Annotated in this window: 19 protein-coding genes; 7 read left to right on the top strand and 12 right to left on the bottom strand. The window is 58.7% G+C overall.

Going from position 1 to position 22084, the window contains the following annotated elements; translation table 11 throughout:
- Positions 1 to 30: 30 nt before the first annotated feature.
- From FS767_RS00560 to rpmH, 9 genes are all read right to left on the bottom strand, one after another.
- Positions 31 to 903 (bottom strand): ParB/RepB/Spo0J family partition protein, encoded by an 873-nt coding sequence (locus FS767_RS00560; protein WP_058602715.1) that lies wholly within the window; start codon positions 901 to 903, stop codon positions 31 to 33.
- Positions 904 to 912: 9 nt separating this feature from the next.
- Positions 913 to 1704: a ParA family protein gene (locus FS767_RS00555; RefSeq protein ID WP_023532809.1), complete on the bottom strand. Its 792-nt coding sequence runs from the start codon at positions 1702 to 1704 to the stop codon at positions 913 to 915.
- 18 nt (positions 1705 to 1722) lie between these two features.
- The gene (gene rsmG, locus FS767_RS00550) at positions 1723 to 2373 is read right to left on the bottom strand and encodes a 16S rRNA (guanine(527)-N(7))-methyltransferase RsmG (protein WP_058602714.1); all 651 of its coding nucleotides are present in this window, start codon (positions 2371 to 2373) and stop codon (positions 1723 to 1725) included.
- Positions 2370 to 4262, bottom strand: a complete 1893-nt coding sequence (gene mnmG / locus FS767_RS00545; RefSeq protein ID WP_058603070.1) for a tRNA uridine-5-carboxymethylaminomethyl(34) synthesis enzyme MnmG — start codon at positions 4260 to 4262, stop codon at positions 2370 to 2372. Before mnmG ends, rsmG begins: the two co-directional genes overlap by 4 nt.
- A 482-nt stretch (positions 4263 to 4744) precedes the next feature.
- Complete coding sequence (gene mnmE / locus FS767_RS00540) at positions 4745 to 6115, bottom strand: tRNA uridine-5-carboxymethylaminomethyl(34) synthesis GTPase MnmE (protein ID WP_058638773.1); 1371 nt, start codon at positions 6113 to 6115, stop codon at positions 4745 to 4747.
- A gap of 86 nt (positions 6116 to 6201) precedes the next feature.
- Complete coding sequence (gene yidC / locus FS767_RS00535) at positions 6202 to 7890, bottom strand: membrane protein insertase YidC (protein ID WP_144963827.1); 1689 nt, start codon at positions 7888 to 7890, stop codon at positions 6202 to 6204.
- A gap of 2 nt (positions 7891 to 7892) precedes the next feature.
- Positions 7893 to 8138 carry a membrane protein insertion efficiency factor YidD gene (yidD, locus tag FS767_RS00530; RefSeq protein ID WP_078477749.1) on the bottom strand — a complete coding sequence of 82 codons (246 nt, stop codon included), beginning with the start codon at positions 8136 to 8138 and terminating at the stop codon, positions 7893 to 7895.
- On the bottom strand, positions 8131 to 8535 hold the full coding sequence (rnpA, locus tag FS767_RS00525) for a ribonuclease P protein component (RefSeq protein WP_058603069.1): 405 nt from the start codon (positions 8533 to 8535) through the stop codon (positions 8131 to 8133). The genes yidD and rnpA overlap by 8 nt, the downstream gene beginning before the upstream one ends.
- Before the next feature lie 13 nt (positions 8536 to 8548).
- The gene (gene rpmH, locus FS767_RS00520) at positions 8549 to 8683 is read right to left on the bottom strand and encodes a 50S ribosomal protein L34 (RefSeq protein WP_003253163.1); all 135 of its coding nucleotides are present in this window, start codon (positions 8681 to 8683) and stop codon (positions 8549 to 8551) included.
- Positions 8684 to 9281: 598 nt separating this feature from the next.
- Between rpmH and dnaA the strand changes: the two genes are divergently transcribed.
- From dnaA to gyrB, 4 genes are read left to right on the top strand one after another with little or no spacing between them, the layout of a single operon-like run.
- Entirely contained in the window at positions 9282 to 10808 is a 1527-nt protein-coding gene (dnaA, locus tag FS767_RS00515; RefSeq protein ID WP_144963825.1) for a chromosomal replication initiator protein DnaA, read from the top strand.
- A 40-nt stretch (positions 10809 to 10848) separates the two neighbouring features.
- Entirely contained in the window at positions 10849 to 11952 is a 1104-nt protein-coding gene (gene dnaN / locus FS767_RS00510; RefSeq protein WP_023532585.1) for a DNA polymerase III subunit beta, read from the top strand.
- Positions 11953 to 11966: 14 nt separating this feature from the next.
- Positions 11967 to 13070: a DNA replication/repair protein RecF gene (gene recF / locus FS767_RS00505; RefSeq protein ID WP_144963823.1), complete on the top strand. Its 1104-nt coding sequence runs from the start codon at positions 11967 to 11969 to the stop codon at positions 13068 to 13070.
- A gap of 4 nt (positions 13071 to 13074) precedes the next feature.
- Positions 13075 to 15495, top strand: a complete 2421-nt coding sequence (gyrB, locus tag FS767_RS00500; protein WP_027913303.1) for a DNA topoisomerase (ATP-hydrolyzing) subunit B — start codon at positions 13075 to 13077, stop codon at positions 15493 to 15495.
- Between the two features lie 136 nt (positions 15496 to 15631).
- Here the strand turns inward: gyrB and FS767_RS00495 are convergent, their stop codons facing one another.
- Together FS767_RS00495 and FS767_RS00490 are read right to left on the bottom strand one after the other, a co-directional pair.
- The gene (locus FS767_RS00495) at positions 15632 to 16369 is read right to left on the bottom strand and encodes an SDR family oxidoreductase (RefSeq protein WP_144963822.1); all 738 of its coding nucleotides are present in this window, start codon (positions 16367 to 16369) and stop codon (positions 15632 to 15634) included.
- Positions 16370 to 16545: 176 nt separating this feature from the next.
- Entirely contained in the window at positions 16546 to 17844 is a 1299-nt protein-coding gene (locus FS767_RS00490) for a sigma-54-dependent Fis family transcriptional regulator (RefSeq protein ID WP_144963820.1), read from the bottom strand.
- A gap of 243 nt (positions 17845 to 18087) precedes the next feature.
- Between FS767_RS00490 and FS767_RS00485 the strand changes: the two genes are divergently transcribed.
- From FS767_RS00485 to FS767_RS00475, 3 genes are read left to right on the top strand one after another with little or no spacing between them, the layout of a single operon-like run.
- A complete protein-coding gene (locus FS767_RS00485) occupies positions 18088 to 18972 on the top strand; it encodes an MBL fold metallo-hydrolase (protein ID WP_144963818.1) in 885 nt (294 codons plus the stop codon).
- A 37-nt stretch (positions 18973 to 19009) separates the two neighbouring features.
- The gene (locus tag FS767_RS00480; RefSeq protein ID WP_144963816.1) at positions 19010 to 20281 is read left to right on the top strand and encodes an FAD/NAD(P)-binding oxidoreductase; all 1272 of its coding nucleotides are present in this window, start codon (positions 19010 to 19012) and stop codon (positions 20279 to 20281) included.
- Positions 20278 to 21096, top strand: a complete 819-nt coding sequence (locus tag FS767_RS00475) for a sulfite exporter TauE/SafE family protein (RefSeq protein WP_371921570.1) — start codon at positions 20278 to 20280, stop codon at positions 21094 to 21096. Before FS767_RS00480 ends, FS767_RS00475 begins: the two co-directional genes overlap by 4 nt.
- Here FS767_RS00475 and FS767_RS00470 read toward each other — a convergent pair.
- Positions 21085 to 21972 (bottom strand): LysR family transcriptional regulator, encoded by an 888-nt coding sequence (locus tag FS767_RS00470; protein ID WP_027913298.1) that lies wholly within the window; start codon positions 21970 to 21972, stop codon positions 21085 to 21087. The genes FS767_RS00475 and FS767_RS00470 overlap by 12 nt on opposite strands.
- Positions 21973 to 22084 lie beyond the last annotated feature (112 nt).

Genomic DNA, 22084 nt, shown 5'->3' with positions numbered 1-22084 from the left:
TTCCGATTGCGCGCTACAACAGGAATTGTTTCAGCGAATGTGTGCGAGTACGCCCTGCAACTCATCGAGCGAGTTATAGCGAATTACCAGTTGGCCCTTGCCTTTAGCGCCGTGGCGAATCTGTACAGCCGAGCCCAAACGCTCTGCAAGCCGCTGTTCCAGGCGTGCGATGTCCGGATCAGGTTTGCCAGGTTCTACCGGATCAGGCTTGTCGCTCAGCCATTGGCGCACCAGCGCCTCGGTCTGACGTACGGTCAGCCCACGTGCGACAACATGACGCGCCCCTTCCTCCTGGCGATTCTCTTCCAGGCCTAGCAAAGCCCGTGCGTGACCCATCTCCAGGTCACCATGGGCGAGCATCGTTTTGATCGCTTCAGGCAACGTGATCAATCGCAGCAGGTTGGCCACGGTCACCCGTGACTTGCCCACGGCATCGGCCACTTGCTGCTGGGTCAGCTCGAACTCCTGCTGCAACCGCTGCAAGGCCAGCGCTTCTTCCAGAGGGTTCAAGTCCTCGCGCTGGATGTTTTCGATCAGGGCCATGGCAATGGCCGCTTCGTCAGGGACCTCGCGGACCATGGCCGGAATGGTGTCCAGACCGGCTTGCTGAGTCGCGCGCCAGCGCCGCTCACCGGCGATGATCTCATAGCGCTCATCACCAACCGGCCGCACCACGATCGGTTGCATCACGCCGTGGCTGCGGATCGAGTGAGCCAGTTCTTCGAGCGCCTGCGGGTCCATGTCGCGACGTGGCTGGTACTTGCCCCGTTGAATCAACTCGACGGGCAGGTGCTGAAGCTCCTTGAGGTCGATCTTTACAGCCTGCTCCTCGAGCGCGCTCACGGATGGACCGCTGAGCAGCGCATCCAACCCACGTCCGAGACCCCGTTTCTTGACGGCCATGCGGATTCCTTAAGTTGCTTGTGCAGTGCGGGACTGGCGGCGTTGACGACGAACCAGTTCTCCGGCCAGGGCAAGGTAGGCCTGTGCGCCGCGCGATTGCTTGTCGTAGGCCAATGCCGGCATACCGAAGCTGGGTGCTTCGGCCAGGCGGATGTTTCGCGGAATGACGGTATCGTACAACTGCGAACCGAAATGCTCCTTGAGCTGCGCCGATACATCGTTGTTCAGGCTCAGCCGCGGATCATACATGGTTCGCAGCAACCCCTCGATCTTGAGCGCGGGGTTCAACTTGGCGGCGATCCGCTTGATGTTGTCCACAAGGTCGCTCAGCCCTTCCAGCGCGTAATACTCGCACTGCATGGGGATGATCACGCCATCGGAAGCCACCAGGGCATTGAGCGTCAGCATCGACAATGAAGGCGGGCAGTCGATGAGGATGAAATCGTAGTTATCACGAATGGGCGCCAGCGCATTACGCAGGCGGCTTTCCTTGACCTGCATCTCCAGCAGCACGACTTCGGCAGCGGTCAGGTCACGGTTGGCCGGCAACAGCTGGAACCCACCATGCTCGGAATAGTGCATGGCCTGGGCCAGGTCACACTCTCCGATCAGCAGGTCGTACACAGAGTGCTCGAGCTCGTGCTTGTCCACGCCGCTGCCCATGGTGGCATTGCCCTGCGGATCGAGGTCGATCAGCAGCACACGACGCTTGGTCGCCACCAGCGAGGCAGCGAGATTGATACAGGTGGTGGTCTTGCCCACACCACCTTTCTGGTTCGCGATTGCGAATACCTTAGCCATTGATGCGTCTGTTCCCAGTCAAGCCTTGCGGCGCAGTATCAGCAGATGACGTTGGCCCTGGCAACCCGGAACGGTCAGGGCCTGCTCGCTTTCCACTGTGAAGTCTGCGGGCAATGCTACCAGTTCATCGGCAGGATGCAGCCCCTTCATTGCAAGCCACTGCGTCCCGGTGTCGCCCAGGTGGCGGGTCCAGTTGGTGAAATTCTCCATGCTGCTGAAAGCGCGGGAGATGATGCCGTCGAACGGCTGGGCCGGCGTGTACCCCTCGACCCTGCTGTGGATAACCGTAAGGTTGTCCAGCTTGAGTTCCATTTTCACCTGGGTCAGAAAGCGCGTCTTCTTGCCATTGGCATCCAGTACGGTGATCCGCTTGTGGGGATGCAGGATAGCCATGGGCACACCTGGCATGCCTCCGCCGCTGCCGACATCCAGCCAGTTGCTGCGCTCGCTGTGGATAAACGGCATCACGCTGAGGCTGTCGAGCAGGTGACGCGAAACCATTTCGTCCGGATCCCGGACGGCGGTGAGGTTGTAGGCCTTGTTCCACTTGATCAACAAGGCCAGGTAGCCCAGCAGTTTTTCATGGTGTTCAGGGCTCAGGGGCACAGCCAACTGGCGGGCACCTGTGGACAACTCTTCGGCATGTTGGGAGGTAACCAGGGAACTCAAACGCTTTGCTCCAGCTCGCGGCCTGCACCGCGTTTTTTCAGGTGGATGAGCAACAGGGAAATAGCCGCCGGCGTCACGCCTGGAATGCGCGAGGCCTGCCCCAGGGTTTCGGGACGGGTCTGGCTGAGCTTGCCCTGAATCTCTTTGGACAGCCCCGAAATCGTGGCGTACTCGATATCCACAGGCAGGCGCGTGTCCTCACTGGCGCGCAGCCGCGCGATTTCGTCCTGCTGACGGTCGATGTAACCCGCGTATTTGGTGCGAATCTCGACCTGCTCGGCGACCTGTGGATCGATCGACTCACCGCCGGTAGCCGCCATTAACCCTGCATAGTCGATTTCGGGTCGTGCCAGCAGGTTCAGCAGGCTGTACTCGTGGCTCAATGGCGTACCGAACTTGTCCACAACGGCTTGGCCTTGCTCGGTGTTGGGCCTTATCCAGGTCGATTTCAGCCGCTGCTCTTCTTTTTCGATACCGTCGCGCTTGGTGCAGAAAGCGGCCCAGCGCTCGTCGTCGATCAACCCCAGCGCTCGCCCTTTTTCGGTGAGACGCAGGTCGGCGTTGTCCTCCCGCAGGATCAACCGGTATTCGGCCCGGGATGTGAACATGCGATACGGTTCTTGAGTGCCCAAGGTAATCAAGTCGTCGACCAGCACGCCGATGTAGGCTTCGTCACGCCGCGGACACCAGGCCTCGCGGCCCTGAGCGCGCAGTGCGGCGTTGGTCCCGGCCAACAGGCCTTGCGCCCCGGCTTCTTCGTAACCGGTGGTGCCGTTGATCTGGCCAGCGAAGAAAAGACCACCAATGACTTTGGTTTCCAGGCTGTACTTCAAGTCGCGCGGATCGAAGTAGTCATATTCGATGGCGTAGCCTGGGCGGACGATATGCGCGTTTTCCATGCCCCGGATCGAGCGCACCAACTCCAGCTGCACATCGAAGGGCAGCGAAGTGGAAATACCGTTGGGGTAGAGCTCGTGAGTGGTCAGGCCTTCAGGCTCGATGAATACCTGGTGGCTTTCCTTGTCCGCAAAGCGGTGGATCTTGTCTTCGATCGACGGGCAGTAACGTGGCCCTACCCCTTCGATGACACCCGAGTACATGGGCGAGCGGTCAAGGTTCGAAGCGATGATGTCATGTGTCCGGGCGTTGGTGTGAGTGATGTAGCAGCTCACCTGGCGCGGGTGCATGCCAGCATTGCCCATGAACGACATCACCGGGATAGGCGTATCGCCGGGCTGCTCGGTCATGACCGAGAAATCCACGGAGCGACCGTCGATACGAGGCGGCGTACCTGTCTTCAGCCGGCCGACGCGTAGCGGCAATTCACGCATGCGATGCGCCAACGCGATGGAGGGCGGATCGCCTGCGCGTCCTCCCGAGTGGTTCTGCATACCAATATGGATCAGGCCGCCCAGGAAGGTGCCGGTGGTAAGCACGACCGAGTTTGCAAAGAACCGCAGCCCCATCTGGGTGACCACGCCTTTGACTTCATCCTGTTCAACGATCAGGTCGTCACAGGACTGCTGAAATATCCACAGGTTGGGCTGGTTTTCCAAAATCTCACGCACAACCGCCTTGTAGATGGCGCGGTCAGCCTGCGCACGCGTGGCGCGAACGGCTGGGCCCTTGCGGTTATTCAACACGCGAAACTGAATGCCACTCTTGTCGGTGGCCAGCGCCATGGCGCCGCCCAGGGCATCGATTTCCTTGACCAGATGGCTCTTGCCGATGCCACCGATGGCAGGGTTGCAACTCATGTGCCCGAGGGTTTCCACGTTGTGGGTCAGCAGCAGGGTTTTGACACCCATGCGTGCAGACGCAAGCGCAGCCTCGGTACCGGCATGGCCGCCGCCGATGACGATCACTTCAAAACGGGAAGGGAAATCCACCACGCACCTCGTGCCTGTTGTGCAAATAGAAAAGGTAAGCCGACAAGTATAGGGACATCACCCCCCTCATTGAAACCGTCTGAGCAAATTTTGATCAGGCTGTGGATGAATGGCACACAACAGAAATTAACGAAGATAGATTTATAAAAGCTTTGTTTTTATGTTTATTCTTATGCACAGCGATATCTGTGGATAAGGTCTTCAAGGCCAGGAAACACGTGTTGTACAGAGATCCTGAACCCTGTGCTTTAACCCCGCTGAGCCTTCTGGATAACAGGGAATAGCCTGTGGATGAAATAGAGAGTTACCCACAGGGCGATTTATCCTCAAGAAAAAGTAGCGCTTATCAACGGAGCTCAGATAGGGTTTTCCACAGGGCTTAGCGGGTACCGTTCCTGGCTGTCCCTTCGCTGGATGCTTATTTCAAGCCAAAAAAAACCGCCCCTGAAGGGCGGTTGACTGGTCCGGGACCAGGTTGTTTGTTACTTGCCGATGCAGAAACTCGAGAAAATCCGCCCCAACAAGTCGTCGGAACTGAAGGCGCCGGTGATTTCCCCAAGCACCTGCTGCGCCTGACGCAAGTCCTCTGCCAGTAATTCACCTGCACCTGCGAGGGTCAGCTGCGCACGACCGTGCTCAAGGTGCTCACTGGCCTGGCGCAAGGCATCCAGGTGCCGTCGACGGGCGCTGAAACCACTTTCGGCGGTTTGTTCATAGCCCATGCAGGCCTTGAGATGGTCGCGCAACAGCTGCAGCCCCCCACCCTCTCCTTTGGCGCTCAGCGTGATGGTGGCTTGTCCATCTTCACCCTGGTGCAGCGCTACAGGCTCCCCACTCAGATCCGCTTTATTGCGTATGAGGGTTACTCGTGCTGGATCCGGACGCTGGTCCAGAAACTCGGGCCATAAGGCAAAGGGATCATCGGCTTCAGGAGCTGTGGAGTCCACAACCAGCAATATCCGGTCTGCCTCGCCTATCGCTTGTAGCGCTCGCTCGACACCGATCTTTTCCACATGATCATCTGTTGAACGTAGCCCAGCTGTGTCCACCACGTGAAGCGGCATGCCGTCGATGTGGATATGTTCGCGCAGGGTATCCCGAGTCGTGCCGGCAATGTCCGTTACGATCGCCGCTTCACGTCCCGCTAGCTGGTTGAGCAGACTCGACTTGCCTGCATTGGGTCGCCCAGCGATGACCACTGTCATGCCATCACGCAGCAAAGCCCCTTGGCCCGCCTCACGTAGCACTGTGGATAAATGATCCCGCACGGCATCGAGCATCGACAGCACGTGGCCATCGGCCAGGAAATCGATTTCTTCCTCGGGAAAATCAATGGCGGCCTCCACGTAGATGCGCAGCGCTATCAACGCTTCGGTGAGGCTGTGGACATGTCTGGAAAATTCGCCCTGCAGCGATCGCAGTGCGTTTCGCGCTGCCTGGCTGGAGCTGGCTTCGATCAAGTCGGCGATGGCCTCGGCTTGAGCCAGGTCAAGCTTGTCATTGAGAAATGCCCGCTCGCTGAACTCCCCTGGCCTGGCCAGGCGACACCCCAGTTGCACACAGCGCTGTAGCAGCATATCCAGGACCACGGGGCCGCCATGGCCTTGCAACTCAAGTACATCTTCACCGGTGAATGAGTTGGGCCCCGGAAAGAACAGCGCGATACCTTCATCCAGTACCACCCCCTCCTCGTCGCGGAATGGGCCGTAATGAGCATGACGCGGTTGCAGGCTGCGGCCGGTTATCCACTGGCCCGCCTGGGCAGCCAGTGGCCCTGACAACCTCACGATGCCTACGCCGCCGCGGCCTTGGGCAGTTGCGATGGCGGCAATGGTTTCACGCACAGTATTCATGCTGGGGAGCCTCTACGACAAATACGACAGATAGCAAAAACGCCCCACGAGGGGGCGTTTTATTCACAAGCTAGCGTAGCAGCCCGTCAGGCAGCCGCTTTCTTGTTGGCGGCCTCGATGCTGCGCGTGATGTACCACTGCTGCGTGATGGACAGGCAGTTGTTCACAACCCAGTACAGCACCAGACCGGCTGGGAACCACAGGAAGAAGAAGGTGAAAATGATCGGCATCATTTTCATCACCTTGGCCTGCATCGGATCCGGCGGGGTCGGGTTCAGGCGCTGCTGAATGAACATGGTAGCGCCCATGATGATAGGCAGGATGAAGAACGGATCCTTGATCGACAGGTCGGTAATCCACAGCATCCAAGGTGCCTGACGCATCTCGACGCTTTCCAGCAGTACCCAGTAGAGGGCCAGGAATACTGGCATCTGGACCAGGATTGGCAAGCAACCGCCCAGCGGGTTGATTTTCTCTTTCTTGTACAGCTCCATCATCGCCTGGGACATCTTCTGGCGATCATCGCCGAAGCGTTCCTTGAGCGCTGCGAGCTTGGGCGAAACAGCACGCATACGTGCCATGGAACGGTAGCTGGCAGCGGACAGCGGGAAGAACAGGCCCTTGATGAGCATGGTCAGCACGATGATCGACCAGCCCCAGTTACCCAGCAGGCTGTGGATATGTTGCAGGAGCCAGAAGATCGGCTGGGCGATGAACCACAGGAAACCGTAGTCGACGGTCAGCTCCAGGCCTGGGGACAACTCCTTGAGCTTGGACTGGATCTTCGGACCGGCATACAACATGGCGCTGGTTTCGGCCTTGCCGCCCGCAGGTACGCTGATAGCCGGGCCGGTGTAGCCGATGATGTAGTTGCCCTGGCTGTCCTTGCGGGTTTGCACCACATTGTTGTCGGACTTGGCCGGGATCCATGCGGTCACGAAGTAGTGCTGAAGCCATGCTACCCAACCGCCGGACACATTTTCTTTCAAACTACCTTTGTCGATGTCCTTCATCGAGACCTTTTTGTAGGGCTCCGAAGGTGTCCACAGGGCCGCACCCAAGTAGGTCGCGGTGCCGGTGGCAGTGCTCGACGACGGATCGGAACTGGCATCGCGCTTGAGCTGGGCGAACATGTTGCCGCTCCAGGCCTGGCTGCTCTGGTTGTCGATCAGGTAGCTGACGTTCAGGTCATACTCGCCGCGCTTGAAGCTGAAGCGCTTGGTGTAGTTGACCCCGTTGTCGCTGAACTTCAGGTCTACCACCAACTGGTCCTGACCATCGGCCAGCTGATAACGCTTCTGATCAGCAGCGTAGAGGGGGCGACCGGTCGAACGGGCATCTGGACCGTTGGCACCGGTCAACCCGCTTTGCGCGAGATAGACGCGCTCTGCACCGTTGTCGAACAGTTGGAACGGAATATCCGGATGGTCCTGACGGCGTGGATACTGCGGCAGGTTCAATTGGACGACGTCACCACCTACCGGATCGATAGCCAAGTCCAGCACATCGGTCTTGACCCGGATCAGGTCCTTGCTGACAGCCACGGGTGCCAGATCGGCAGTGCGGGTTTCAGCAGTGGCGCTTGGCACATCGGCGCTGGCACCAGCACCGGCATTACCGGCAGGTACGCCATCGGGCAAACCAGGGTTGTTCGTGCTGGCAGCAGTATTCTGAGTCGGCAGGGCAGCCTGGCCGTAGTCCTGGTTCCATTTAAGGACCATGACGTAGGACACGATTGCCAGGGCGACGATCAGGATCGTGCGTTTAATATCCATGATTACTCGGCTATCGAAGAAGTTCGGGAGGAAGGAGCGGGTGGAACGGGGTCGAAACCGCCGTCGTTCCACGGATGACAACGCCCCAGGCGACGAACGGCTAGCCATCCACCACGCCAGAGACCGTGGTTTTCGATGGCTTCGTAGGCATAACAAGAGCAACTGGGGTAGAAACGGCAGTGGCTGGCCATCAGAGGACTAATGGCATAACGGTAAAACTGGATCGGAACGAGTGCCAGTTTACGCATCTTGGCTGCTTACCCCTGCGCAATCGGCGGAGACTGCTGGTGCCGGTCGGCTGCGCGCCAGGCGTTTCCAGAGTTTGCCGAAGTGTTGGTGCAATTCCGGGTTTTCTATCTCACCCAATCCCTTGCGCGCGACGATCACAATATCCAACCCGGCAAGTGAATGCTGGTTCAGACGAAAGGAATCGCGCATCAAGCGCTTGAGGCGGTTGCGTTGAACGGCGAGCTTGACGCTTTTCTTGCCAATCACCAGGCCTAGGCGCGGGTGATCCAGACCGTTCTCGCGAGCAAGGATCAGCAGGTTTTTCCCTGGAACCTTGCCGGTTGGGGAGTCGAAGACCGCTTTGAAATGCCGGGGTGTAAGCAGTCGCTTTTCCCGACTGAAGTCCTGACTCACCACCTGTGCCGAAAAATCAAATGGCCAGACGCTTACGGCCTTTGGCACGACGACGCGACAGAACAGCGCGGCCGTTCTTGGTAGCCATACGGGCACGGAAACCGTGAGTGCGCGCGCGCTTGATGGTGCTTGGTTGGAAAGTACGTTTCATGGCGTGTTACCTGGGTTTGTCGACGACGGGCCGGGATGGCCCCCTTTTAAGAGACCGGCGATTCTAGAGAAAGCAAGCCCATAGGTCAATTTCCAACCAACCTTTCCTTTAGGTGTGGGATGAACGGGCGTAGGCCTGGGCTAGCGGCACGGACACCTATATGAAGCTCGGCAAGACAACACCGCTCAACATGAAAAATAAGAAAGACATATAAAAAGCTTCTTTAAAGATCTTAATACTCTTAAGTGGATAACTTTCTGTGGATAACTTGCTGAAGGCCTTGAATTCAGAGATGTACAGCATTTTTAAAGCCTGTTTGAAAGCCGTGCTACAGCTGTTGCAGACTTGAATTTAAGCTGTGCATAAGTGTGGCTGTTATGCACAGGCAGGTTATACACAGGTCGATTCATAGGGTTGTGCATAGCCCTTAGGCCTAGTTATGCACAAGGCTTATGCACAGTGTATAAGTGGTGTTTCGGTCATTTAATGGCTGGTTTGCCATGAATGCCAACGTGTCTGCATGTGGATAACTGAGCGCGTGCCCGGTACAATGGCCGTTTGTTTCAGCCTTCGTGGCTTTCAAGCTCAGGGGATATCCGTGTCAGTGGAACTTTGGCAGCAGTGCGTGGAGCTTCTGCGCGATGAACTGCCTGCCCAGCAATTCAACACCTGGATCCGTCCGTTACAGGTCGAAGCCGAAGGCGACGAGTTGCGCGTCTATGCGCCTAACCGTTTCGTTCTCGATTGGGTCAATGAAAAGTACCTGGGGCGTTTGCTTGAGCTTTTGGGAGAAAAAGGCACGGGCATAGCCCCCGCGTTGTCGTTGCTTATTGGCAGCCGGCGCAGCTCTGCGCCCCGTGCAGCACCTAATGCCCCGGTAAGCGCGGCTGTTGCAGCCTCCCTGGTTCAAACAACGCCCAAGGCCCCCGCCGTCACGCCGTCCGAGCCTGCTCCAGCGGCGACACTTGACCCCGCGCCTGCAAACGCCAACGATGTGGTCGAGCCTTCTTCGAGGGATAGCTTTGATGCCATGGCCGAACCTGCTCAGGCCCCCGCGGGTAGGACGGAGCAGCGCACGGTACAGGTAGAGGGTGCCCTCAAGCACACCAGCTACCTGAACCGCACGTTCACGTTCGACACCTTTGTGGAAGGCAAGTCGAACCAGCTGGCCCGTGCTGCCGCCTGGCAAGTTGCCGACAACCCCAAGCACGGTTACAACCCATTGTTCCTTTATGGCGGTGTGGGCCTGGGTAAAACCCACCTCATGCATGCCGTGGGTAACCACCTGCTTAGAAAAAACCCGAATGCCAAGGTTGTGTACCTGCATTCCGAGCGCTTCGTCGCCGATATGGTCAAGGCACTTCAGCTCAATGCGATCAACGAGTTCAAGCGCTTCTACCGCTCGGTCGATGCGTTGCTCATTGATGACATTCAGTTCTTCGCGCGCAAGGAGCGTTCACAGGAAGAATTTTTCCACACCTTCAACGCATTGCTTGAAGGTGGCCAGCAGGTGATTCTCACCTCCGATCGGTATCCCAAGGAAATCGAAGGGCTCGAGGAACGCCTTAAATCGCGCTTTGGCTGGGGCCTCACGGTGGCCGTAGAGCCGCCGGAATTGGAAACGCGCGTTGCGATCCTGATGAAAAAGGCCGATCAGGCCAAGGTGGAACTGCCGCACGATGCCGCTTTCTTCATCGCTCAGCGTATTCGGTCGAACGTGCGTGAGCTCGAGGGCGCCCTGAAGCGAGTGATTGCTCATTCGCACTTCATGGGGCGCGACATCACCATCGAATTGATCCGCGAATCCCTGAAGGACCTTCTGGCATTGCAAGACAAGCTGGTGAGTGTGGATAACATCCAGCGCACGGTGGCCGAGTACTACAAGATCAAGATCTCTGATCTGTTGTCCAAACGCCGGTCCCGTTCGGTGGCACGTCCACGCCAGGTGGCGATGGCGCTCTCCAAGGAGCTGACCAACCACAGCTTGCCAGAAATCGGCGACATGTTTGGTGGGCGCGACCATACGACTGTGTTGCACGCCTGCCGCAAGATCAATGAACTGAAAGAATCCGACGCGGATATCCGCGAGGACTACAAGAACCTGCTGCGCACGCTGACGACCTGAGGGGCGTCAGCGCAGCCATATGAAGGCAAGGGACTAGACCATGCATTTCACCATTCAACGCGAAGCCTTGCTCAAACCTCTGCAACTGGTGGCAGGTGTCGTCGAGCGCCGGCAGACGTTGCCGGTGCTTTCCAATGTTTTGCTGGTCGTACAAGGCCAGCAACTGTCGCTGACCGGTACCGACCTTGAGGTTGAACTGGTTGGCCGCGTGCAACTCGAAGAACCCGCCGAGCCTGGCGAGATCACTGTCCCAGCCCGCAAGCTGATGGACATTTGCAAAAGCCTGCCCAGTGACGTGCTGATCGACATCAAGCTCGATGAGCAGAAACTGCTGGTCAAGGCCGGGCGTAGCCGCTTCACATTGTCTACATTGCCTGCCAATGATTTCCCGACCGTTGAAGAAGGCCCTGGCTCGCTCACGTGCAATCTGGAGCAGAGCAAACTGCGTCGATTGATCGAGCGCACCAGCTTCGCCATGGCCCAGCAAGACGTCCGTTACTACCTTAACGGTATGCTGCTGGAGGTTTCGCGCAATACCCTGCGCGCCGTTTCCACGGATGGTCATCGCCTGGCCTTGTGCTCGATGAGTGCACCGATCGAACAAGACGACCGCCACCAGGTGATCGTGCCGCGCAAAGGTATTCTTGAGCTTGCTCGCTTGCTGACCGAGCCTGAAGGCATGGTTAGCATCGTGCTTGGTCAGCACCATATCCGCGCAACGACAGGTGAATTCACATTCACTTCCAAGCTCGTCGACGGGAAATTCCCTGACTACGAGCGCGTGCTGCCCAAGGGTGGTGACAAACTGGTAATCGGTGATCGCCAAGCTTTGCGCGAGGCATTCAGCCGCACCGCGATCCTGTCCAACGAAAAGTACCGCGGGATTCGTTTGTTGCTTGCTGCCGGCCAGTTGAAGATCCAAGCCAATAACCCCGAGCAGGAAGAGGCTGAGGAAGAAATCAGCGTCGATTACGACGGCAGCTCGCTTGAGATCGGTTTCAACGTTAGCTACCTGCTGGATGTGCTGGGCGTGATGACTACTGAGCAGGTACGCCTGATTTTGTCTGACTCCAATAGCAGTGCATTGCTACAGGAGGCAGGCAATGACGACTCTTCGTACGTTGTCATGCCAATGCGGCTGTAAGCAAAGCAGGCCCAATGTCACTTAGGCGTATCATCGTCACCGCGGTGCGAAATCTGCACCCGGTGACGCTCTCCCCCTCCCCGCGTATCAACGTGCTCTATGGCGATAACGGGAGCGGCAAGACAAGTCTTCTCGAAGCCGTTCATTTGCTCGGCCTGGCTCGATCCTTTCGCAGTACGCGCTTGAACCCGGTAATCCAGTATGAGCAAGCGTCTTGTACGGTATTCGGAGAGGTGCTCCTTGCCGAAGGAGGTACCTGCAACCTCGGGGTGTCTCGCGAACGTCAGGGTGATTTCACCATCAGGATCGATGGACAGAATGCGCGTAGCGCGGCACAACTTGCCGAATTGCTTCCATTGCAGCTCATCAACCCAGATAGCTTTCGGCTTCTGGAAGGTGCCCCAAAGATCAGGCGGCAGTTCCTGGATTGGGGTGTGTTCCACGTGGAACCCCGTTTCATGCCTGCGTGGCAGCGCCTGCAGAAGGCCCTCCGACAGCGGAACTCATGGTTGCGGCATGGTACACTTGACCCAGCTTCGCAAGCCGCTTGGGACCGAGAGTTGTGCTTGGCCAGCGCTGAAATAGATGAGTACCGCCGCGAATACATCAAGGCCCTGAAGCCTGTATTCGAAAAGACCTTGGGCGAGTTGCTTGAACTCGACGGTCTGACCTTGAGCTATTACCGAGGCTGGGACAAAGACCGTGAACTGCAGGATGTGTTGGCTGCTTCTATCCTCCGTGACCAGCAGATGGGACACACGCAGGCGGGTCCGCAACGGGCAGATTTGCGACTTCGATTAGCTGCAAACAACGCAGCAGACATCCTGTCCCGTGGCCAACAAAAGCTGGTGGTATGCGCGCTGCGGATAGCTCAAGGTCATTTGGTTGGCCAAGCGCGACGCGGCCACTGCATTTATCTCGTGGACGATTTGCCATCGGAGCTCGATGAGCAGCATCGCCGTGCACTGTGTCGCTTGCTTGAAGAATTACGCTGCCAGGTATTCATCACCTGTGTAGATCATGAATTATTGAGGGAAGGCTGGCAGACGGAAACGCCGGTTGCTTTGTTCCACGTGGAACAGGGCCGTATCACCCAGACCCACGACCATCGGGAGTGAAGGCATGAGCGAAAATCAGACGTACGACTCCTCCAGCATCAAGGTGCTAAAAGGTTTGGATGCCGTGCGCAAGCGTCCCGGCATGTACATTGGCGACACCGATGATGGTAGCGGCCTGCACCACATGGTATTCGAGGTGGTCGACAACTCCATCGACGAAGCCCTGGCCGGCCATTGCGACGACATCACAGTAATTATCCACCCTGATGAATCCATCAGCGTGCGTGACAACGGCCGTGGCATTCCGGTCGATGTGCATAAAGAAGAAGGCGTGTCGGCAGCAGAAGTCATCATGACGGTGCTACACGCGGGCGGTAAGTTCGATGACAACTCCTACAAGGTATCCGGTGGATTGCACGGGGTAGGTGTTTCGGTCGTCAACGCATTGTCCGAGCAATTGATACTGACGGTACGTCGCAGCGGCAAGATCTGGGAGCAGACGTATGTCCATGGTGTGCCTCAGGCGCCGATGGCGATCGTTGGCGAGAGCGAGACGACCGGTACTCATATTCACTTCAAGCCGTCCGCTGAGACATTCAAGAATATTCACTTCAGCTGGGACATCCTGGCCAAGCGCATTCGTGAACTGTCTTTCCTGAACTCGGGCGTTGGCATTCTGCTGAAAGACGAGCGCAGTGGTAAGGAAGAGTTCTTCAAATACGAAGGCGGCCTGCGGGCGTTCGTCGAGTACTTGAATACCAACAAGACGCCGGTAAACGCCCAGGTGTTCCACTTCAGCGTGCAGCGTGAAGACGGTGTGGGCGTAGAAGTTGCTCTCCAGTGGAACGACAGCTTCAACGAGAACCTGCTGTGCTTTACCAACAACATCCCGCAGCGTGATGGCGGCACGCACTTGGTAGGCTTCCGTTCTTCGTTAACCCGCAGCCTGAACAGCTACATCGAGCAAGAAGGCCTGGCAAAGAAGAACAAGGTTTCGACCACCGGGGACGACGCCCGTGAAGGCCTGACTGCGATCATTTCGGTCAAGGTGCCCGATCCCAAGTTCAGCTCGCAGACTAAAGACAAGCTGGTTTCGTCGGAAGTGAAAACCGCTGTCGAGCAGGAGATGAACAAGTACTTCTCCGATTTCCTGCTGGAAAACCCCAACGAAGCCAAGGCTGTCGTCGGGAAGATGATCGATGCTGCGCGTGCTCGGGAAGCTGCCCGCAAAGCGCGTGAGATGACCCGCCGTAAGGGCGCACTGGATATCGCGGGCTTGCCAGGCAAGTTGGCTGACTGCCAGGAGAAGGACCCTGCCCTATCTGAACTCTACCTGGTCGAGGGTGACTCCGCAGGCGGCTCTGCGAAGCAGGGGCGTAACCGTCGGACCCAGGCCATCCTGCCACTTAAAGGCAAGATCCTGAACGTGGAGAAAGCTCGGTTCGACAAGATGATCTCGTCCCAGGAAGTGGGGACATTGATCACTGCGCTGGGCTGCGGCATTGGTCGGGAAGAGTACAACATCGAAAAACTGCGGTATCACAACATCATCATCATGACCGATGCTGACGTTGACGGTTCGCACATTCGTACGTTGCTGCTGACCTTCTTCTTCCGCCAATTGCCGGAGCTGGTCGAGCGCGGTTACATCTACATCGCCCAGCCACCGCTGTACAAGGTCAAGCGCGGCAAGCAGGAGCAGTACATCAAGGACGATGAGGCCATGGAAGAGTACATGACCCAATCGGCCCTGGAAGACGCCAGCCTGCACCTGGACGAGTCCGCGCCACCGGTATCCGGCGTGCAACTGGAAGCCCTGGTCAACGAGTTCCGCGGTGTGATGAAGACCCTCAAGCGTCTGTCGCGCTTGTACCCGCAGGAGCTAACCGAGCACTTTATCTATCTGCCTGAAGTCACCCTCGAGCAGCTGGGTGATCATGCCGTGATGGAGGCCTGGAAGAACCAGTTGCATGAGCGCCTGAATTCGACCCAGAAATCGGGCCTGGTCTACAAGGCCAGCCTGCGTGAAGACAAGGAACGTAACGTATGGCTGCCTGAGGTGGAAATCACCTCCCACGGGCTTGCCAGCTACATCACGTTCAACCGTGACTTCTTCGGCAGCAACGACTACCGCACCGTAGTCAACGTAGGTGCCAAGCTGTCCAGCCTGTTGGGCGAAGGCGCTTATGTGCAGCGTGGCGAGCGCCGCAAAGCCATCGTCGAGTTCAAGGAAGGCCTGGACTGGTTGATGAACGAGACCACCAAGCGCCATACCATCCAGCGCTATAAAGGGTTGGGCGAGATGAACCCGGATCAGCTGTGGGAAACCACCATGGACCCAACAGTGCGCCGGATGCTGAAGGTCACGATTGAAGATGCAATCGCGGCTGACCAGATCTTCAACACCCTGATGGGTGATGCCGTTGAACCGCGCCGTGACTTCATCGAAAGCAATGCACTGTCGGTGTCCAATCTGGACTTCTGATTAGCCTCGACCATCACATGACCGGGTAGCTTCGAAATTCGAGTTTAACCGGTCATCATCAAGCCCGCGCCAGCGGGCTTTTTCTTTCCCGATCTTTGGGTAGGCAAGCTCACCCTCGTCGGCTCAAGGGTAAAGCTCAGAACGGACTTGCCGTGGGTCGCACGACCAGTTCACTGACATCCACCTCTGCCGGTTGCGCAACCGCATACGCTATCGCTTGAGCGATGGCTGAAGCAGGTATTGCGACCTTGCGAAACGCCTGCATCTCCGCTCGGCCGCCTGCATCTGAAATGCTATCGGCCAGCTCCGACTCGGTGACGCCCGGCGCGATCAGCGTCACCCGAATGTCGCCCCCTACTTCCTGACGCAGACCTTCAGAAATCGCACGTACCGCATATTTGGTAGCGCAGTACACCGCAGCGGTTGGGCTAACCGCATAGGCGCCAATGGATGCGATGTTGATGATCTGCCCTGCATGCTGTCGCTGCATTACTGGAAGCGCCGCGGCGATGCCATGCAGCACGCCTCGAATGTTCACGTCAATCATCCGGTCCCACTCTTGGACTTTGAGTGCTTCGAGTTTTGAAAGCGGCATGACCCCAGCGTTATTGATGAGGACGTCAATGCGACCGTGCAGCGATAGGGCGAACTCAACGAAGGACTGCATGCTGTCCAAGCGCGTGACATCCAGTGCTTGTACATCGGCTGTACCTCCCGTCAAGCGAAGCTCGTTGGCGACCGCATGTAGGCGATCAATGCGCCGGGCACCCAGCACTACGCTGGCACCCTTGGCTGCGAGCAAGCGGGCTGTTGCTTCACCGATACCACTGCTGGCCCCGGTAATGACGACGACTTTGCCTTGAATACCGTCCATATGTCGCTCCTGCTTCAGCTTTGGGAAGGCCACCTTGATGGCAGCGGGTGGACCCAAGATTAGGAGGCATGAGGTGGTACGGGTTATGCGATTTCTGCCAATCGCTTGCATGATTCTGCAGGAGCGACGTGCGACGAGGGCGAGCAATGCCGCGGGTCCGGCTTGCGTGCAGGGCGTCAGTGTACGTCGGCAATACCCGCCGCTTTCAAGCGCCGATACAACGTACGTTCGCTGATACCCAAGTGCTTGGCCAGCTCACTGCGCGAGCCCTTGAAATGACTGAGCACCTGGATGAGATCTGCCGGTCGACTTGCGTTGGCGCGCATTTCAGTAGGGAGCAACACCACGTCTTCGGGCAAGTGTTCCGGCTCAATGACGCCTTCATCGGCAAACAGACGTGCCCGCTCCAGGATGTTGCGTAGCTCGCGGATGTTCCCGGGAAACGGATACATCATCAGTTGATCGAGTGCTGCATCACCGAGCGTGGGCGCGCTGGGCCCTGCGATTCTTTTCAGCAGGCTTTGGGTCAGCAGAGGCAAATCCTCGCTACGCTCGCGCAGTGCAGGCATGCGGATGGGAAAACCACTGATCCGATAGTACAGGTCCTCCCTGAATGTGCCGTCGGCCACCATCTGCCTCAAGGGTTTATGGGTTGCCGACACCAGTCTGAAGTCCGAATGCACGGTGCGCAGGCTACCTACAGGCCGGAAGCTACCGGTTTCGATCAAGCGCAACAGCTTGACCTGCATGGCCAAGGGCACCTCACCTATCTCGTCCAGGAACAGCGTACCGCCATGGGCAGCTTCCGCCAGGCCGGTCTTGCGCTGGTGCGCACCGGTGAATGCGCCCTTCTCATAACCGAACAGTTCGCTTTCGAAAAGCGCCTCCGTCAGGCTGGTGCAATCGACCACGACCAAGGGCCCATCGGCCCTGGGGCTGCCCATGTGCAATGCGCGCGCGAACAGTTCCTTGCCGGTGCCGGACTCACCCTGGAGCAAGACAGGGATGTCAGCCGGCGCCGCGCGTTGCAAGCTGGCCAATGCCGCCTTGAATGCAGGTGCCTGGCCCACGAGGCCCTGTTCCTGAGGCTGGGCAGATGCGATGACGATACGGGTGAGCCGTTCGACGAAAGCAATCACCCTGCCCTGCTCATCCAGGATCGGCCGAAGTTCGACATCCACATGTTCCGGCCCGCGTGGGGTGTGATGCACATGCAGCACACGCTCGGGCACCTTGCTGGACCATGCCTTGCGCATCGGGCAGTCCTCACCGGCCTGGTCGCAGGGAACGTGGTAATGGTGTGAGACCTTGTGACATTTCTGCCCAAGCGGCGCCTGCTGGTCCTGGCCGAACTGACGTCGATAAGCGGCGTTGGCGGCCAGAATTTTGTAGTCGGTGTCCAGCACGATGGCGGGCAATACGTCGTGCTCCAGGAAAGACACCAAGGCAAGCACGGAAGGGTGAGGTTCGGACATGACGGCACCAGTCGGATAACGAGTTCGAGGGTAGCAAGGACTGCCAACTGCTGCCATCGACTGACACTGACTGCCACTGTTCACTGCCAAAGAAGCTGCCAAAGAAGCTGCCATTTGCCTGTCACTCCGCCAATTCCGGGCTTCAGGCAAGCATCAATGGGGTGGCATGCATCTTGATGGGGATAGGTATGGCGCCCTCTGGATCAATGCAGCCAACGAGGGGGAGCCGAATGGGAGACTTGAATGATCATTGGCAATAACCTTCACGTGGAAGCGTTCTTCGACAGCGCCACCTCAACCATCAGCTACCTGGTCATGGATGGCGAAACGCGTGCTTGCGCCTTGATCGACAGCGTTCTGGATTACGACCCGAAGGCTGGGCGCGTGACCACGGCCTCTGCAGATTGCCTGATCGAACGCGTGAAAGCGCTTGGCGCCCAGGTGCAGTGGATACTGGAAACCCATGTGCATGCAGATCACCTGTCCGCTGCTGCCTACCTCAAAGAAAAGCTGGGAGGCCGCATTGCAATCGGCGCTTGCATCACCCAGGTCCAGAAAGTCTTCGGCAGTTTGTTCAACGCTGAACCTGGCTTCGCCCGTGATGGCAGCCAGTTCGACGTACTGTTCGACGATGGAGACATTTTCCAGATAGGCAATCTGCAGGCTCAAGCCCTGCATACCCCTGGGCATACGCCTGCCTGCATGAGCTATCTCATCGAGCATGAAGGCGAGTCGGCAGTCTTCGTCGGCGACACGCTGTTCATGCCGGATTACGGAACTGCGCGATGCGACTTCCCTGGCGCCGATGCCCGGACCCTGTACCGCTCGATCCACCGCCTCCTGGCCCTTGGAGATGGCACCCGGCTGTTCATGTGCCACGACTACCTGCCCGAAGGGCGCGAGCTGCGGTACATGACCACCGTGGCCGATCAGCGCACTCAGAACATTCACATCCACCAGGGTATCGACGAAGACAGCTTCGTTGCCATGCGCCAAGCGCGTGATCGAACGTTGGGCATGCCTGTCCTGATCCTGCCCGCCGTCCAGGTGAACATGCGCAGCGGCCAGTTCCCAGCGCCTGAAGCCAATGGGGTGCGCTACCTGAAGATTCCCCTCAATTCGCTGTAGCCAGGCACATCCCATAACCAGACAGTCAGGATCAACCATGCCCGCCGTGCCCTCTTCCGTCCCAGCCTTTCATCACCAGATCATCATCATAGGCGCCGGTGCTGCCGGCATTGCGACGGCGTCCAGCCTTCTCAAGCGCGACCGCTCGCTGGACATCGCCCTGATAGACCCCGCCGAGGTCCATTACTACCAACCCGGCTGGACCATGGTCGGTGCCGGGGTCTTCGATGCCCCGAGCACGGCTCGGCCGATGTCGTCCGTCATCCCTCGCGCGGTGCGCTGGATCAAGTCACAGGTGCAGGGGTTCGATGCACAGTGTCGCAAGGTCCTGCTGGCAGATGGCAGGGCCTTCACCTATGAGCAGCTGGTGGTCTGCCCCGGATTGAAGCTGGATTGGGCGGCCATCGATGGGCTGGTCGATACCCTGGGCGAGTATGGCGTCACGTCCAATTACCGCTATGACCTGGCGCCCTATACCTGGGAGTTGGTGCAAGGCCTCAAGCAAGGCCGCGCCGTGTTCTGCCAGCCGCCCATGCCCATCAAATGCGCTGGCGCACCGCAAAAAGCGCTGTACCTGTCGTGCGACCACTGGCTGCGCCAGGGCCGACTGGGCACCGTGCAAGCCAGCTTTTTCAATGCCGGCAATGCCTTGTTCGGGGTGCCGGCCTATGTGCCTGCCTTGATGGCGTACATCGACAAGTACTCGGTAGACCTCAACTTCGGCCATCGGCTGATCGCGGTGGATGGACCGAAGCAGCAGGCTGTGTTCGCCCATACGTTTGCGGATGGCACTCAGTACCTTCGCACCGAGCCGTTCGACATGCTGCATGTGGTGCCGCCACAGGTCGCACCCGACTTCATTCGTCACAGCTGCCTCGCCGATGGCGCTGGCTGGGTGGATGTGGATCCCGCGACCCTGCGCCATCGTACCTTCGCCCATGTGCACGCCCTTGGGGACGTGATCAATGCCAGCAACGCGAAGACGGCAGCCGCTGCACGCAAGCAAGCGCCGGTGGTGGCCAACAATGTGTTGGTGGCCCTGGGCCGACGCACGGGCTTGGCGCATTATGATGGCTACGGCTCCTGCCCGCTGACTGTCGAGCGCGGCAAGATCGTGCTGGCCGAGTTTGGCTATGGTGGCGCGCTCAAGCCGAGCTTTCCCCAGTGGCTCCTTGACGGCCGCAAACCCACACGGCTGGCCTGGCTGCTCAAAGCTCGCCTGCTACCAACCTTGTACTGGCAAGGCATGCTCAAGGGCCGTGAATGGCTGGCCAAGCCGGTTGCAAGAGCGACCGAGGCAGGCCAGTGATCGATCAGGCGTGGCTCAGTACAGGCCTGGGCACGATCATCGGCGCGGTCTTGGCACTGACCGGTGCCGGTGGCGGCATCCTTGCGGTTCCGTTGCTGGTGTTCGGCCTGGGACTTTCGATGGCGCAGGCCGCTCCGATCGGTTTGCTGGCTGTGGGGCTGTCGGCGGCGGTGGGTGCCGGCTTGGGCTTGCGCCAGGGCGTGGTGCGCTACCGTGCGGCCCTGTTCATCGCAGCAGTGGGCATTGTGTTCACGCCCCTGGGGCTGATGCTCGCGCACCGCTTGCCCAACGCACCGCTGCAGCTGATGTTTGCTGGCATCCTGATCTACGCGTGCATGCGCACCTGGTTGAAGGCCCGTCAGCAATTGATTGGTGCAGACTCAGGTGCACATCGCTTCATCGAGCCCTGTGTACTCAACCCTCTGCAGGGCCGATTACGCTGGACGCTTCCGTGCGCTCGGGCGCTTGCCGGCACCGGGGCGCTGTCGGGGTTGCTGTCAGGCCTGCTGGGTGTGGGCGGCGGCTTTGTCATCGTCCCTGCCCTGCGGCGCTATACCAACTTGCGTATGGTCAGCATCGTCTCTACTTCCCTGGCAGTCATCGCGCTGGTCGCCTTGGGCAGTGTCGCTACCGCCACCCTTGCAGGGAGCATGCGCTGGCAGGTGGGTGCGCCATTTGCGCTAGGTGCGGTACTGGGCCTGCTGGTGGCTCGGCCACTGGCGGCAAGGCTGGAGGGCCCCCGCCTGCAACAACTGTTCGCCATCGCAGGCTGGGCCGCAGCGGCGTTGTTGATCAGCAGAGCGCTAGGGGGCTAGCAGCGCATCCTGCTCGGCGGCACACAGGTTCAGCAGGTAGTCCCATACCACGCGCAGGCGCACGGATTTATGCAGTTCGCGCCGGGTGCAGATCCAATAACTGCGCTGGATGGTTTCCCCCGGCAGCACCCTAACCAGCGTTGGGTCGTGCCGCGCCATGTAGTTGGGTAGCACGGCGATACCCAGCCCAGCACGCGCCGCCGCTTGCTGGGCAATCACGCTGGTACTGCGAAATACCACGTTCGGCGATCGGCAGAAGCTGTTGAGAAACAGCAGCTCCTGACTGAACAGCAAGTCGTCCACGTAGCCGATCCAACTGTGGCGCGCCAGGTCTTCGCGGTTGCGCAATGGCGCGGCACGCTCCAGGTACGCTGCGCTGGCATAGAGGGCCAGCCGGTAGTCGGTCAGCTTGCGGGTGATCAGCAAGTCTGCACTTGGCCTTTCCAGGTGAATGCTGATTTCCGCTTCACGGTTGAGGATGCTGACGAAACGCGGCACCGCAACCAACTCCACTTCCAGGCCAGGGTAGCGCTCGAACAGCTCATTCATCCGCGGCGTGAAGAACATGATGCCGATCCCCTCCGTAACGCCAAGGCGGATCTTGCCCAGCGGCGTGATGGCCTGGGTGATTTCCTCCTGCGCCAGCAAGGCGGTGTTCTCCATGGCTTCGGCATGTTTGAGCAGTGCCTGACCAGAGGGCGTCAGCTCATACCCCTGCGCATGCTGAACGAACAACGCAGTGCCCAGGCTCTGCTCGATACGCTCGATGTGACGCGCAACGGTGCTGTGGGTCGTCTCCAGACGCTTGGCGGCCGTCAACAAGCGCCCGCTGCGTTGCAGCTCCAGGAAAAACCGCAAATCATTCCAATCGAACATGCTGGTCCTTGCATATCTGTATCGAACACCCAGGTGATAGGTGCCGACGCTCCACGAGGCATCGCTGTGCTTAAACGCACAACGGGTGCGCGAAATCGCGTGTTTCTTCCGC

This window comes from Pseudomonas sp. DE0010 (assembly GCF_007680745.1).
Taxonomy (GTDB): Bacteria; Pseudomonadota; Gammaproteobacteria; order Pseudomonadales; family Pseudomonadaceae; genus Aquipseudomonas; species Aquipseudomonas parafulva_B.
Note: the sequence above shows the minus strand (reverse complement) of the source record. Positions and strands in the feature narration are given on the sequence as shown.

Excerpts from the sequence above, each read along its gene's own strand:
- FS767_RS00490 (WP_144963820.1), bottom strand. The coding sequence starts at position 17,844 with ATGTCCGAACCTCACCCTTCCGTGCTTGCCTTGGTGTCTTTCCTGGAG.
- mnmE (WP_058638773.1), bottom strand. The coding sequence starts at position 6,115 with ATGAATACTGTGCGTGAAACCATTGCCGCCATCGCAACTGCCCAAGGC.
- gyrB (WP_027913303.1), top strand. The coding sequence starts at position 13,075 with ATGAGCGAAAATCAGACGTACGACTCCTCCAGCATCAAGGTGCTAAAA.
- dnaN (WP_023532585.1), top strand. The coding sequence starts at position 10,849 with ATGCATTTCACCATTCAACGCGAAGCCTTGCTCAAACCTCTGCAACTG.
- FS767_RS00480 (WP_144963816.1), top strand. The coding sequence starts at position 19,010 with ATGCCCGCCGTGCCCTCTTCCGTCCCAGCCTTTCATCACCAGATCATC.
- FS767_RS00470 (WP_027913298.1), bottom strand. The coding sequence starts at position 21,972 with ATGTTCGATTGGAATGATTTGCGGTTTTTCCTGGAGCTGCAACGCAGC.
- FS767_RS00555 (WP_023532809.1), bottom strand. The coding sequence starts at position 1,704 with ATGGCTAAGGTATTCGCAATCGCGAACCAGAAAGGTGGTGTGGGCAAG.
- recF (WP_144963823.1), top strand. The coding sequence starts at position 11,967 with ATGTCACTTAGGCGTATCATCGTCACCGCGGTGCGAAATCTGCACCCG.
- FS767_RS00495 (WP_144963822.1), bottom strand. The coding sequence starts at position 16,369 with ATGGACGGTATTCAAGGCAAAGTCGTCGTCATTACCGGGGCCAGCAGT.
- yidC (WP_144963827.1), bottom strand. The coding sequence starts at position 7,890 with ATGGATATTAAACGCACGATCCTGATCGTCGCCCTGGCAATCGTGTCC.
- rpmH (WP_003253163.1), bottom strand. The coding sequence starts at position 8,683 with ATGAAACGTACTTTCCAACCAAGCACCATCAAGCGCGCGCGCACTCAC.
- yidD (WP_078477749.1), bottom strand. The coding sequence starts at position 8,138 with ATGCGTAAACTGGCACTCGTTCCGATCCAGTTTTACCGTTATGCCATT.
- FS767_RS00560 (WP_058602715.1), bottom strand. The coding sequence starts at position 903 with ATGGCCGTCAAGAAACGGGGTCTCGGACGTGGGTTGGATGCGCTGCTC.
- FS767_RS00485 (WP_144963818.1), top strand. The coding sequence starts at position 18,088 with ATGATCATTGGCAATAACCTTCACGTGGAAGCGTTCTTCGACAGCGCC.